The 11,982-nt window shown below is 70.0% G+C and carries 14 protein-coding genes; 7 read left to right on the top strand and 7 right to left on the bottom strand.

What is annotated here, in order from left to right; genetic code table 11:
• Positions 1-362: 362 nt before the first annotated feature.
• Entirely contained in the window at positions 363-1,013 is a 651-nt protein-coding gene (locus tag M878_RS82440; RefSeq protein ID WP_023551762.1) for a DNA-3-methyladenine glycosylase, read from the bottom strand.
• 100 nt (positions 1,014-1,113) lie between these two features.
• Here M878_RS82440 and M878_RS82435 point away from each other — a divergent pair, with 100 nt between their 5' ends.
• From M878_RS82435 to M878_RS82425, 3 genes are all read left to right on the top strand, one after another.
• Positions 1,114-1,896 (top strand): sporulation protein, encoded by a 783-nt coding sequence (locus tag M878_RS82435; protein WP_023551761.1) that lies wholly within the window; start codon positions 1,114-1,116, stop codon positions 1,894-1,896.
• Positions 1,897-1,941: 45 nt separating this feature from the next.
• Positions 1,942-2,481, top strand: coding sequence for a YbhB/YbcL family Raf kinase inhibitor-like protein (locus M878_RS82430; RefSeq protein WP_023551760.1), 540 nt, complete (start codon positions 1,942-1,944; stop codon positions 2,479-2,481).
• 185 nt (positions 2,482-2,666) lie between these two features.
• The gene (locus M878_RS82425) at positions 2,667-3,173 is read left to right on the top strand and encodes an HNH endonuclease (protein ID WP_023551759.1); all 507 of its coding nucleotides are present in this window, start codon (positions 2,667-2,669) and stop codon (positions 3,171-3,173) included.
• Between the two features lie 114 nt (positions 3,174-3,287).
• Here M878_RS82425 and M878_RS82420 read toward each other — a convergent pair whose 3' ends face one another.
• From M878_RS82420 to M878_RS82410, 3 genes are all read right to left on the bottom strand, one after another.
• Positions 3,288-4,247 carry an SPFH domain-containing protein gene (locus tag M878_RS82420; protein ID WP_023551758.1) on the bottom strand — a complete coding sequence of 320 codons (960 nt, stop codon included), beginning with the start codon at positions 4,245-4,247 and terminating at the stop codon, positions 3,288-3,290.
• Positions 4,248-4,358: 111 nt separating this feature from the next.
• Positions 4,359-4,790 (bottom strand): NfeD family protein, encoded by a 432-nt coding sequence (locus tag M878_RS82415; protein WP_023551757.1) that lies wholly within the window; start codon positions 4,788-4,790, stop codon positions 4,359-4,361.
• 60 nt (positions 4,791-4,850) lie between these two features.
• Positions 4,851-5,642 carry an ABC transporter ATP-binding protein gene (locus M878_RS82410; protein ID WP_023551756.1) on the bottom strand — a complete coding sequence of 264 codons (792 nt, stop codon included), beginning with the start codon at positions 5,640-5,642 and terminating at the stop codon, positions 4,851-4,853.
• Positions 5,643-5,793: 151 nt separating this feature from the next.
• Here M878_RS82410 and M878_RS82405 point away from each other — a divergent pair, with 151 nt between their 5' ends.
• Positions 5,794-6,582, top strand: coding sequence for a hypothetical protein (locus tag M878_RS82405; RefSeq protein WP_078630462.1), 789 nt, complete (start codon positions 5,794-5,796; stop codon positions 6,580-6,582).
• A gap of 71 nt (positions 6,583-6,653) precedes the next feature.
• Here the strand turns inward: M878_RS82405 and M878_RS82400 are convergent, their stop codons facing one another.
• From M878_RS82400 to M878_RS82390, 3 genes are all read right to left on the bottom strand, one after another.
• Complete coding sequence (locus tag M878_RS82400) at positions 6,654-6,899, bottom strand: chaplin (protein WP_023551754.1); 246 nt, start codon at positions 6,897-6,899, stop codon at positions 6,654-6,656.
• A gap of 171 nt (positions 6,900-7,070) precedes the next feature.
• Positions 7,071-7,712 (bottom strand): response regulator, encoded by a 642-nt coding sequence (locus tag M878_RS82395; protein ID WP_023551753.1) that lies wholly within the window; start codon positions 7,710-7,712, stop codon positions 7,071-7,073.
• Complete coding sequence (locus M878_RS82390) at positions 7,705-8,850, bottom strand: GAF domain-containing sensor histidine kinase (RefSeq protein ID WP_023551752.1); 1,146 nt, start codon at positions 8,848-8,850, stop codon at positions 7,705-7,707. The genes M878_RS82395 and M878_RS82390 overlap by 8 nt, the downstream gene beginning before the upstream one ends.
• 229 nt (positions 8,851-9,079) lie before the next feature.
• Between M878_RS82390 and M878_RS82385 the strand changes: the two genes are divergently transcribed.
• The 3 genes from M878_RS82385 to M878_RS82375 all read left to right on the top strand — a co-directional run bounded on the left by M878_RS82385 (position 9,080) and on the right by M878_RS82375 (position 11,949).
• Complete coding sequence (locus M878_RS82385; RefSeq protein ID WP_023551751.1) at positions 9,080-9,775, top strand: SDR family NAD(P)-dependent oxidoreductase; 696 nt, start codon at positions 9,080-9,082, stop codon at positions 9,773-9,775.
• Entirely contained in the window at positions 9,772-10,923 is a 1,152-nt protein-coding gene (locus tag M878_RS82380; RefSeq protein ID WP_023551750.1) for an S-adenosylmethionine:tRNA ribosyltransferase-isomerase, read from the top strand. Before M878_RS82385 ends, M878_RS82380 begins: the two co-directional genes overlap by 4 nt.
• A 297-nt stretch (positions 10,924-11,220) precedes the next feature.
• Positions 11,221-11,949, top strand: coding sequence for a transglycosylase SLT domain-containing protein (locus M878_RS82375; protein WP_023551749.1), 729 nt, complete (start codon positions 11,221-11,223; stop codon positions 11,947-11,949).
• Positions 11,950-11,982 lie beyond the last annotated feature (33 nt).

Below are 11,982 nucleotides of genomic sequence, written 5' to 3'. Positions count from 1 at the left end.
ACTGTTGAGTTCTCAAGGAACGGTCGCTTCCTTTGTACTCACCCTCTCGGGCTTTCCTCCGGGCGCTTCCCTTCGGTGTTTCCGACTCTATCAGATCCTTTCGGCGTCTGATTCCCTGTCGGCGGGACGTCTTCGGGGTTTTCGGCTTTCGCCGTCCGCCCTTTCGACATTCACTACTTTAGCTCATTCTCTCGGCGACTCATAATCGAGTCTCGCGGCTTCGAAATTCGGGCATACGGGCGCACCGAATTCGACCCCGCTGAGGGGCTGTAGCTGAGTAGTGGGGTGGCCGCTCCGGCTGCAGGCGATTGCCGTACCCGGTTCAGCGGCTCGGGATACGTTACGCACCTTGGCAAGGCGCGTCAACTTGAGCGGCGCCTCGGTACATGGGCCCGATAGGGGCTCACCGTCGGGTCGTTGGCCACCCAGTAGCGCCAGGGGTGGATGTCCCCGTTCCCGCCGTCGCCGGAGACTCCGGTGCGCGGGCCGCTTCGTACCTGGTCAGCGGGTACGGGCGTACCGGTCAGCATCCGCAGCGGAGTCTCGGCTGTGGCGCACGCGTCCGTGCCGTTCAGGGCGCGGTCGACTTCCAGGGCCGTCGCCAGGCGGGCCGGGCCCTTGGCCAGTTCCTTGTCGTTCCGGGCCGAAAGTCGCCGTTTGCGGGCCAGTTCGACGCCCTCGACGACCTCGCCTGCACGGAGCAGAACGGCGCTCGCCCGGCCCTCGGGCCCGCAGACGAGGTTCATGCAGTGCCACATGCCGTAGGTGAAGTAGACGTACACATGGCCGGGCGGACCGAACATCACCGCGTTGCGGGCGGTTCGGCCGCGGTAGGCGTGTGAGCCGGGGTCGTTCGGGCCGTCGTACGCCTCGACCTCTGTGAGGCGGAGGGCGATCGGGCCGTCGGGGGTCGTGCGGACCAGGATGCGGCCGAGAAGGTCCGGTGCCACGTCGAGGACCGGGCGGTCGAAGAACGCTCGGGGCAGTGGCACACGGTCCGGGGGCGCGATCATGCCGTCCGAGGGTAGTGCAGCCGGGACACCGGGCCGGCGGAACCGGTCGAGGGCGGATCGCGTTTGTAGGGGTCGAGGGTCCTTCGTAAAGGGAGAGTCAATGGCGTTCAAGAAGCTGCTCGCGAGCCTCGGTGCCGGTGGGGCGTCGGTCGAGACGGTGCTGACCGAGGTGAATGTCGTGCCGGGCGGTGTCGTCCAGGGTGAGGTGCGCATCCAGGGCGGTTCGGTGAACCAGGACATCGAGGGGCTGTCCGTCGGTCTGCAGGCCAAGGTCGAGGTGGAGAGCGGCGACCAGGAGTACAAGCAGGACATCGAGTTCACGAAGGTGCGGCTCGGCGGTGCCTTCGAGCTGCAGGCCGGTGCCGTGCACGCGGTGCCGTTCGGGCTGGAGATCCCCTGGGAGACGCCGGTCACCATGATCGACGGGCAGGCTCTGCGCGGGATGCACATCGGTGTGACGACCGAGCTGGCGATCGCGCGGGCCGTGGACTCGGGCGATCTGGACCCGATCAACGTCCACCCGCTGCCGGCGCAGAAGGCCGTCCTGGACGCCTTCGTCCAGCTGGGCTTCCGCTTCAAGAACGCGGACATGGAACGCGGTCACATCCGGGGTACGCGGCAGACGCTCCCCTTCTACCAGGAGATCGAGTTCTACCCGCCGTCGCAGTACCGGGGTCTGAACCAGGTCGAGCTGAGCTTCGTGGCCGACGAGCACGCGATGGACGTCGTGCTGGAGATGGACAAGAAGCCGGGTCTGTTCAGCGAGGGCTCGGACACCTTCCGGTCCTTCCAGATGGGGCAGCACGACTGGATGGGGACCGACTGGGCGGCTTATCTGAACCAGTGGCTGTCCGAGGTCGGCAGCAAGCGCAACTGGTTCTAGGCTCGGGAGCTGCTGGTTCCAGATCATCGATCAGGAGGTACCGAGGTGACCGAGCTCAAGCGGCGGCCGCTCCCCCATGACTTCCATCCGCCCGTGCCGTCGTTCACGGTGACGAGCGCGGACGTCGAGGAGGGCGCGACGCTCAAGAGCGCCCAGGTCTACGCGGAGGGAAACACCTCTCCGCAGCTGCGCTGGGAGGGCTTCCCGCCGCAGACCAAGAGCTTCGCCGTGACCTGCTACGACCCCGACGCGCCGACCGGCAGCGGGTTCTGGCACTGGGTCCTGTTCGACATCCCGGCCTCCGTGACGGAGCTGCCTGCGGGGGCGGGCAGCGGCAAGTTCGAGGGCCTGCCCGAGGGCGCGGTGCATGTGCGCAACGACTATGGCTCGAAGGACTTCGGTGGTGCCGCGCCGCCGCCCGGGGACGGGCCGCACCGGTACGTTTTCACGGTGTACGCGGTGGACCAGGAGAAGCTCGGTCCGGATGCCGATGTCTCGCCCGCGGTCGTCGGCTTCAATCTGCGGTTCCACGCGATCGCGCGGGCCCAGCTCATCGGTGAGTACGAGAATCCCGTGCGCGGCTGACCGCATAGCAGGGCTGACCCCATGGTGCGGATTCAGCCGAGCGTTCATTGAACGTTTGCCCGCCTCCGGTCTTGGAAGTGATCGGAGGCGGGCATTTTTTATTGCGTTGTCCATCTCGGCGCGCCCATCCAGAGTTGATCCAAGCCCGCCGGGGGGTGGGCAGGTGCGCACGGGAGGTGGGCTGGATGCGGGACACGCTGGTTCTGAACGCGAGCTTCGAGCCGCTGTCGACGGTGACGTTGAATCGAGCCGTGGTTCTGGTGCTCCAGGACAAGGCCGTCGTCGAGCAGGCCCATCCCGAGCTGCGTATGCGCGGTGCCGATGTGGACATACCCGCGCCTCGGGTGATCAGGCTGTGCAGATACGTACGGGTGCCGTTCCGAAGACAAGCTCCGTGGTCGAGGCGGGGTGTGCTGGTCCGGGACCGGCACCGGTGCGCGTACTGCGGGCGCCGGGCCACGACCGTGGACCATGTGGTGCCGCGGGCCCAGGGTGGGCAGGACACGTGGCTGAATACGGTCGCCGCGTGTGCGGAGGACAATCACCGGAAGGCCGCCCGGACTCCGCAGCAGGCCGGGATGGAACTGCTCCGGCAGCCGTTCGAGCCGACGCCGGCGGATGCGATGTTGCTCACGCTGGGGGCCGAGGAGTTCGAGGCTCTGCCTGACTGGTTGGCTCGGGATGCTGCCTGACCAGTCGCGGTAGGGGCGTGTGCGTACGTCGACTGCGGGTTGTCAGTGGTTTCTCGCGCAGTTCCCCGCGCCCCTTACGGGGCGCTGCAGGAATCCGGCGTCAGGTGACAACCCTCAGTCGATGTTCGGCTTCTCCCAGCGGTCCGGGCCGTTGTTCTGGGGTGGGACGGATTTGCCGTTGTTGCCCGAACCGCCGCCCAGGGAACCGAAGTTGCCCATGGCGCCGGAGAGGCCCTTGAGGGCGTCGCCGATTTCGCTGGGGACGATCCAGAGCTTGTTGGCGTCGCCCTCGGCGATCTTCGGGAGCATCTGAAGGTACTGGTAGCTCAGGAGCTTCTGGTCCGGGTCGCCGGCGTGGATGGCCTCGAAGACCGTACGGACCGCCTGGGCCTCACCTTCCGCGCGGAGTGCCGCTGCCTTGGCCTCACCCTCGGCGCGCAGGATCTGGGACTGCTTCTCACCTTCGGCGGTGAGGATGGCGGCCTGGCGCGTACCTTCGGCGGTGAGGATCGCGGCGCGCTTGTCACGGTCGGCGCGCATCTGCTTCTCCATCGAGTCCTGGATGGAGGTCGGGGGCTCGATGGCCTTCAGCTCGACGCGGTTGACGCGGATGCCCCATTTGCCCGTCGCCTCGTCGAGGACGCCACGCAGGGCGGCGTTGATCTCCTCGCGGGAGGTCAGGGTGCGTTCGAGGTCCATACCGCCGATGATGTTGCGCAGCGTGGTGACCGTCAGCTGCTCGATCGCCTGGATGTAGCTGGCGACTTCGTAGGTGGCCGCACGGGCGTCCGTCACCTGGTAGTAGATGACCGTGTCGATGTTGACGACCAAGTTGTCCTGGGTGATCACCGGCTGCGGCGGGAACGGTACGACCTGTTCGCGCAGGTCGATGCGGTTGCGGATGGTGTCGATGAACGGGACCACGATGTTGAGGCCCGCGTTCAGGGTGCGTGTGTAGCGGCCGAAGCGCTCGACGATGGCGGCGCTGGCCTGTGGGATGACCTGGATGGTCTTGATCAGGGCGATGAAGACCAACACCACCAGAATGATCAGGACGATGATGACCGGTTCCATCGTGCTCCCCGCACCCCTCTCCGCCTCGGCGCCTTCGGCAGATCACATGCTTGCAGAAGATCTTGCTGGTCGAGTCTGACAGACCTTCACCCAACTCGTGGGCCGGATGCCTCAGATGACGACGGCGGTGGCCCCTTCGATGTCCACGACGTCCACTTCCTGGCCCACCTCGTAGACGCGTCCGGTGTCGAGGGAGCGGGCCGACCAGATCTCTCCGGCGAGCTTGATGCGGCCGCCGGAGCCGTCGACGCGTTCCAGGACGACTGCCTGCTTGCCCTTCAAGGCGTCGACACCGGTGGCGAGTTGGGGGCGTTGTCTGCTGTGCCGGGCCGCGATGGGGCGGACGACGGCGATGAGGGCGACGGAGACGACGACGAACGTGAGGACCTGGATCACGGCGTCGAAGCCGAGTCCGGCCACGACGGCGGCCGCGACGGCTCCCACAGCGAACATGCCGAACTCGGGCATCGCGGTGACCACGAGCGGGATTCCGAGCGCCGCCGCGCCGACAAGCCACCACACCCATGCGTCGATGTCGTCCACATGGTCATGGTAGGGCCGTGGTCGGACGGCGGACAGGGCGCGAAGCGAAGCGCCGAGGGGTCAGGACAGCGGCAGGCCCTGGGCGGTCCAGCGCTCGCCGACCTGCTCGACGACGAGCGGGAGACCGAAGCAGCGGGAGAGGTTGCGGGAGGTCAGTTCCAGCTCGATCGGGCCGGCGGCGAGGACCTTGCCCTGGCGGATCATGAGGACGTGGGTGAAGCCCGGGGCGATCTCCTCGACGTGGTGCGTGACCATGATCATCGAGGGGGCGATGGGGTCGCGGGCGAGCCGGCCGAGGCGGCGGACCAGGTCCTCGCGGCCGCCGAGGTCGAGGCCGGCGGCGGGCTCGTCGAGCAGGAGCAGCTCGGGGTCGGTCATCAGGGCGCGGGCGATCAGGGTGCGCTTGCGCTCGCCCTCGGAGAGGGTGCCGAACTTCCGGTCGAGGTAGTCGGTCATGCCGAGGCGGTCGAGGAAGGCGCGGGCACGCTGCTCGTCGACCTCGTCGTACTCCTCGTGCCAGCCGGCGGTCATGCCGTAGGCGGCGGTGAGGACGGTCTGGAGGACGGTCTGGCTCTTGGGGAGCTTCTCGGTCATGGCGATGCCGGCCATGCCGATGCGCGGGCGCAGCTCGAAGACGTCGACCTTGCCGAGGGTGTCGCCGAGGATGGTGGCGGTGCCCTTGCTGGGGAAGAGGTAGCTGGAGGCGACGTTCAGGAGGGTGGTCTTGCCGGCGCCGTTGGGGCCGAGGATGACCCAGCGCTCGCCCTCCTTCACCGACCAGGAGACCTGGTCCACGAGAGCCCGGCCCTCGCGGACCACGGATACGTCCTGAAGCTCCAGAACATCGCTCATGAGCGCGTTGTCTCCCCTTGCAGTGTGCCGGTGTCGGCTGTCGCATTCGCCAGTGGGCTCGGTCCGCCGCGCCGGTGGGCGCAGCCCCTTATGAAATCTACGCCACGAGTGCGCCGGTCCATTCCTTCGGTCCGGTCCTTAGGGTGGGGGCATGCTCTCGGAACCGCGTTCAGGACGCCTTGCCGCTTGGGGAAATGCCCTTTTGGCCGGACTTGTCTCGCCGGATGACGCCATGCTCGCCATTGTGGGCGAGGACACGGTGCACCGGGTGGAGGGGCTGCCCGGGGAGTCCGCGCCGGTCGGGCTCACGCTCGCGCTGGGGCGGCTGCGCACACTGGGGGTGACCGGCCTGCGGGTGGCGCTGCCCGCGCCGGGGCATCCGCTGGGCCTGAGCGGGCCGCCGGAGTTCAATGCGCGGGCCCTGGACGCCGAGGAGGCGGTGGTCTGCTTCGGGGCCGCGTTCGGTCTGGTGCCTGAGGTGTACGAGGCCGGGCCAGCCGGTGATGTGCATGCCGAGGTGGTCTGGCATGTACTGCCGGTGCGGGAGGCGCCGCCCGCCGACGTGCCCTCGCTGGGCGAGGCCGAGCGGGAGCTGGCGGAGGCGCTGCGCGAGGCGACCCAGTTGCTGGCGAAGCTGGATGTCGCCGGGTCGGGTCCGGTGGCGGAGGCGGCGATCGACGCGTACCGTGCGCGGGCCGAGCGCGGCCAGGAGGTGCTGGCGCCCGGTTATCCACCGCGTGCGGTGCGGGTGTTGGAGCTGGCGCAGCGGGTCGCGCTGCTGATTTCACTGGCGTACGACAACGGGCACGGGGCGGCGGTCACGTCCGCTGAGATGGCCGCTCGGTCCGAGGCGCTGCGGCCGGTGGAGCGGACGGCCCGTCGGGCTCAGGTGGCGGCGTACAACTCCATGGTGGAGGAGCGGGAGCGGGGGGCGGGCTGAAGGCCGGCCCGGAGCAAGCCGACAGGCCTCCCGGTGTGCCCGGGAGGCCTGTGGTCGTTGGTGGCGGGACGTCAGTGGTTGACGCCGATGTTGCCGGAGGCCGGGTTGAGCAGGCCGACCACGCTCACGGTGTTGCCGACCGCGTTCACCGGGATGTGCACCGGGGTCTGGATGACGTTGCCCGAGACGACGCCCGGGGAGCCCTGGGCGACACCGCAGGCGTGGGCGCCCTCCGTGGCGGAGGCCATCCCCGCTCCGGCGGCCACCAGGCCGCCGGCCACCATCGTCACGGCCGCGACCTTCTTCAGGTTCTTCACTTTCCAACCCCTCCTAGACGTTCACCGCGGCGGTTCGCCGCGGCACGCACTGGAGAACGGCGGAGAGCGGCGGCGGTTGCGCCGTCCGGGGGACATTCCCACGACGGTATGAATCTCAGTCCATAGCCTGACCCTTCCGGTTGCCCCCGGTGATGCCTTGGTGAGGACGTATCAGCCGGTCACGCCATGGCGAACGGCCCACAGCGCGGCCTGCGTCCGGTCGGCGAGGTCGAGCTTCATCAGGATGTTGGAGACATGCGTCTTGACGGTCTTCTCGGACAGCACGAGGGCGCGGGCGATCTCGCGGTTGGAGCGGCCGTCCGCGATCAGGCCGAGCACCTCGCGCTCCCGCTCGGTGAGTGAACCACCCCTGCTCTGGGGGGAGTTGGCCTCTTCCTGGGAGAGCAGGGCGCCGGCGACCTCCGGCTGGAGCAGGATGTGTCCGGCGTGCACGGAGCGGATGGCGCCGGCAAGGGCGTCGGGGTCCACGTCCTTGTAGACGTATCCGGCGGCGCCCGCGCGCAGAGCCGGTACGACCGTGCGCTGCTCGGTGAAGCTGGTGACGATCAGCACGCGCGCGGGGTTGTCGAGTTCGCGCAGCCGACGCAGGGCGTCGATGCCGTCCGTACCCGGCATCTTGACGTCCATCAGCACGACGTCCGGTCGCAGTTCCTCGGCGCGGGCGACGCCCTCGGCGCCGTCGGCGGCCTCGCCGACGACCTCTATGTCGTCCTGGACTTCCAGGAAGGTGCGCAGGCCCCGGCGGACGACCTGGTGGTCGTCGACGAGCAGCACCCTGATCGCGTCAGCCACCGGGGACCTCCATCTCGATCGTGGTGCCCTTGCCGGGCGCCGATTCCACGGTCAGCGTGCCGCCGACGCCGCTGGCGCGGTCCCTCATCGAGACCAGGCCCAGATGCCGGCCGGCGCGGCGGACCGCCGTCGGGTCGAAGCCGCCTCCGTCGTCGGTGACGCGCAGCACGGCTCCGCTGCCGCGCCGGCCCACGCTCACGTCGACGTGTGCGGCGCCGGAGTGGCGCAGCGCGTTGTGCAGCGCCTCCTGGGCGACCCTGAGCAGGGCTTCCTCCTGGGCGGCGGGCAGGGCGCGGAAGCCGTTGCCGGCGAAGGTCACGCGTGCGGTGTGGGCGCGGTCGAGCACCTGGATCTGGGTGCGCAGGGTGGCGATCAGGCCGTCCTCGTCCAGGGCGGCGGGGCGCAACTCCACGACGGCGGCGCGCAGTTCGTCCACCGCCTCGGCGGCGAGCGCGGCGATCTGGTGCAGTTCGCCCTTGGCACGGGCGGGGTCGCGGTCGACGAGGGCCGCCGCGGCCTGGGCGGTCAGGCGCAGCGAGAAGAGCTTCTGGCTTACCGCGTCGTGCAGTTCATGGGCGAGGCGGGAGCGCTCCTCGGTGATGGTGAGTTCGCGGCTGCGTTCGTAGAGCCGGGCGTTGGTGAGGGCGATGGCGGCGTGCTGGGCGAGGATGGCAAGCAGTGCCTCGTCCTCCTCGGTGAAGCCGCAACTCCCGTCCGGCTTGGGGCAGTTCTTGTTCGCCAGGAACAACGCACCGATGACCTCGTCGCCGTCGCGGATGGGCAGGCCGAGGAAGTCGGCCAGGTCCGGGTGCGCGGCCGGCCAGCCTTCGAAGCGGGGATCCTTGCGCACGTCGGCGAGGCGCTCGGGACGGGCCTCGTGCAGCATCGAGGCGAGGATGCCGTGCTGCCGGGGCAGCGGGCCGATGGCCTTCCACTGGGCGTCGCTGACGCCGTCGACGACGAACTGGGCGAAGCCGCCGTGGTCGTCGGGGACGCCGAGGGCGGCGTACTGCGCGTCGAGCAGCTCGCGGGCGGAGGCGACGATCGTCTTGAGGACGTCGCGCACCTCCAGATGCCTGCTCATGGCCAGCAGCGCGGAACTGACCGCGGCGAGGCCGGACCGGGGGCCTTGACTCATGACCTCACGGTACCGGCGGGGTGTGACAACGGGGATCGGACCTGTGACGGCCGGGCCCGGTCCGCTGGCCCTAGGACCGCCGGGCTAGGTCCCCGGGCCCCGGGCCTGCGGTGTACGCCGAAGGGCCCCTCTGTTTTGCGGCCCGCGTCCGAGGCGGCCGCGGCGGTGCCGTTCCTACGTTGTGGTCACCGCCCGACGGTGGGCGGTGGGCGACGAGGGGACGGTAGTCATGCCGGTAGCGATCATCACGGGGGCCTCGAAGGGCCTGGGGCGGGCGCTCGCCGAGGCGCTGGCCGCGCGGGGCTGGGATCTGGTGCTGGACGCCCGGGGTGCCGCGGCCCTCAAGGAGGCCGCGGAGCGCGTCGCCGGGCCCGGCACGCGCGTGGAGGCGCTGGCCGGAGATGTGACGGATGCCGGGCACCGGGCCGCGCTGGTGGCGGCCGCGCGCCGGCTGGGCGGTGTCGATCTGCTGGTGAGCAACGCGAGCGCGCTGGGTGCCGAACCGCTGGTCCGGCTGGCCGAGCTGCCGCTGGAGGGGCTGCGGCGGGCGCTGGAGGTGAACGTGGTGGCCGCGCTGGGCCTGGTCCGGGAGGCGCTGCCACTGCTGCGCGAGTCGCCGGCCGGCACGGTGGTCGCGGTCAGCTCGGACGCGGCGGCCGAGGCGTATGGGACATGGGGCGGCTACGGCGCCTCGAAGGCGGCCCTGGATCAGCTCGCGGCGGTGCTGGCCGTGGAGGAGCCCGGCCTGCGGGTGTGGGCGGTGGATCCCGGGGACATGGCGACCGACCTGTACGCGGCGGCCGTACCCGACGACGACGATCCGCGTCCGGCGCCGGCCACGGTCGTACCGGCGTTCCTGCGGCTGCTGGACGAGCGGCCGGCCAGCGGGCGGTATGCGGCGCCGGCGCTGCTGGAGGAGCGATGAGCACGGTCGTGCGCCTGCCCGGGGGACTGTCCGCGCGTGTGCCCGCCGAGCAGCGCGGTCCGGGGCTGGACCGGGACGCCGTACGACTGCTGGTGTCGCGCGGTGAGGAGGTGACGCATCACGCGTTCCCCGAGCTGCCGCTGCTGCTGCGGGCCGGGGACCTGCTGGTGGTGAACACCTCGCCCACGCTGGCCGCGGCGGTGGACGGGCGGATCGGGCACGCGCGCGCGGTGGTGCATTTCTCCACACTCGGGGACGACGGCCGGTGGGCGGTCGAGCTGCGGGAGCCGGACGGGCGGGGCACCACGCGCGCGCGTACGGGTACGCGTGCGGGTACGGAGGTGGTGCTGCCGGGGGCGGGGCGGCTGGTGCTGGAGGAGCCGTTGAGCCCGCGCGGGGAGCGGCTGTGGTGGGCGCGGGCGGCCGGGGACGCCCTCGGGGTGCTGCGCGCGTACGGGCGGCCCATTCGTTACTCCTATACGGAGCGGGATCAGCCGCTCTCGGCGTACCAGACGGTGTTCGCGCTGCCGTCGCCGGACGGGGCGGGCAGTGCGGAGATGCCGAGTGCGGCGCGGCCGTTCACCGCGCGGCTGGTGGCGGAGCTGGTGAGCCGGGGTGTGCGGTTCGCTCCGGTCACGCTGCACACGGGGGTGGCGTCGGCGGAGGCGCACGAGCCGCCGTATCCCGAGCGGTTCGCGGTGCCGGAGGCCTCCGCGCGGCTGATCAACGCCGTCAAGGGGAATCAGGGGAGTCAGGGGAATCAAAAGAGGCGCGAAGCACTTCCCTGGAAGGGTGGCGGCGGGAAACGGGCGGGCGGCAGGGTCGTCGCGGTCGGTACGACGGCCGTGCGGGCTGTGGAGTCGGCGGCCGGCCCTGACGGGGTGGTGCGGGCGGCCGAGGGGTGGACGGATCTGGTCGTGACGCCGGAGCGCGGGGTGCGGGTGGTGGACGGGCTGCTGACCGGGCTGCATGAGCCGGAGGCCTCGCATCTGCTGATGCTGGAGGCGGTGGCGGGGCGGGCCGGGGTCGGCCGGGCGTACGACGAGGCTCTGCGGGGGCTCTACCTGTGGCACGAGTTCGGGGACGTCCACCTCATCCTCCCGGCGGAGAGCCCTCACACAGAGCGTTGCGACGGCAACTCCTGGTGAAACTGTTACGCCTTCGATGTGAGCCCGCACATAGGGTCCACATCACGTACGAAGGGTCATAGGAGATAAACCGTCCTTTATGAACGGGGCAGACGGTCCAGTCTGTCCCGTTTTGCCCTTCCCTGATCCACTACCGGGGATCGTAGGTCACACCTTTGCCTGGGCATTTTGCGGCCGCTAAGAATTGCTCCCGTCGCTCAGCACCGCGGGTCATCGGACCCCGGTGTTCGTGCGGGAGGAACCGATTCCCCCGGCGGACGCAGGAGCGACCTCCGCGCTACGAGAGGTCCATCAGCCATGCCCAAGAACGTTCTCAACCGAGCTCATAGTCGCGCCCTGACCAAGCAGGGCAAGATCGCCATCGCCGGTGTCGCCGCTCTCGGCGCGGCCGCCGTGGCCCTCTCGGCCGTCCCCGGCAACACGAGCACCGTCATCAACGGCGCCCCGGCCGCCGACGCCAAGGTCGCCGCCGGCCCGCAGCTGAAGAACGTCAAGGGCACGGTCACCGACCAGCTCGCCACCGAGTCGGTCAAGCTCGACACGTTCGCCGCGCAGAAGAAGGCCGCCGACGAGGCCGCCGCCTCGAAGAAGGCCGCCGACGCCGCCGCCGCGGCCAAGAAGGCCGCGCAGGAGCGCGCCGCCCAGCAGACCGCGAGCCGTTCCACCGAGCGTCTCGACATGCAGCCCGTCGCCGCGAAGACGTACGCGAACAACCTCGACGGCTGGATCCGGCAGGCGCTGGACATCATGAAGCAGCACAACATCCCGGGCTCCTACAGCGGCCTGCACCGCAACATCATGCGGGAGTCCTCGGGCAACCCGATGGCCATCAACAACTGGGACATCAACGCCATCAACGGCGTCCCGTCCAAGGGTCTGCTCCAGGTCATCCAGCCGACCTTCAACACGTACCACGTGTCCGGCACGTCGTGGAACATCTACGACCCGGTCGCCAACATCACCGCCGCCGCCAACTACGCGGCTCACCGGTACGGCTCGATGGACAACGTCAACAGCGCGTACTGAGGTCGGCGCGGACCTCTGACGTACGCGGAAGGG

Source organism: Streptomyces roseochromogenus subsp. oscitans DS 12.976 (genome assembly GCF_000497445.1).
Lineage (GTDB): Bacteria > Actinomycetota > Actinomycetes > Streptomycetales > Streptomycetaceae > Streptomyces > Streptomyces oscitans.
The sequence above is the reverse complement of the archived record's forward strand: the minus strand, read 5'-3'. Positions and strand labels throughout refer to the sequence as shown.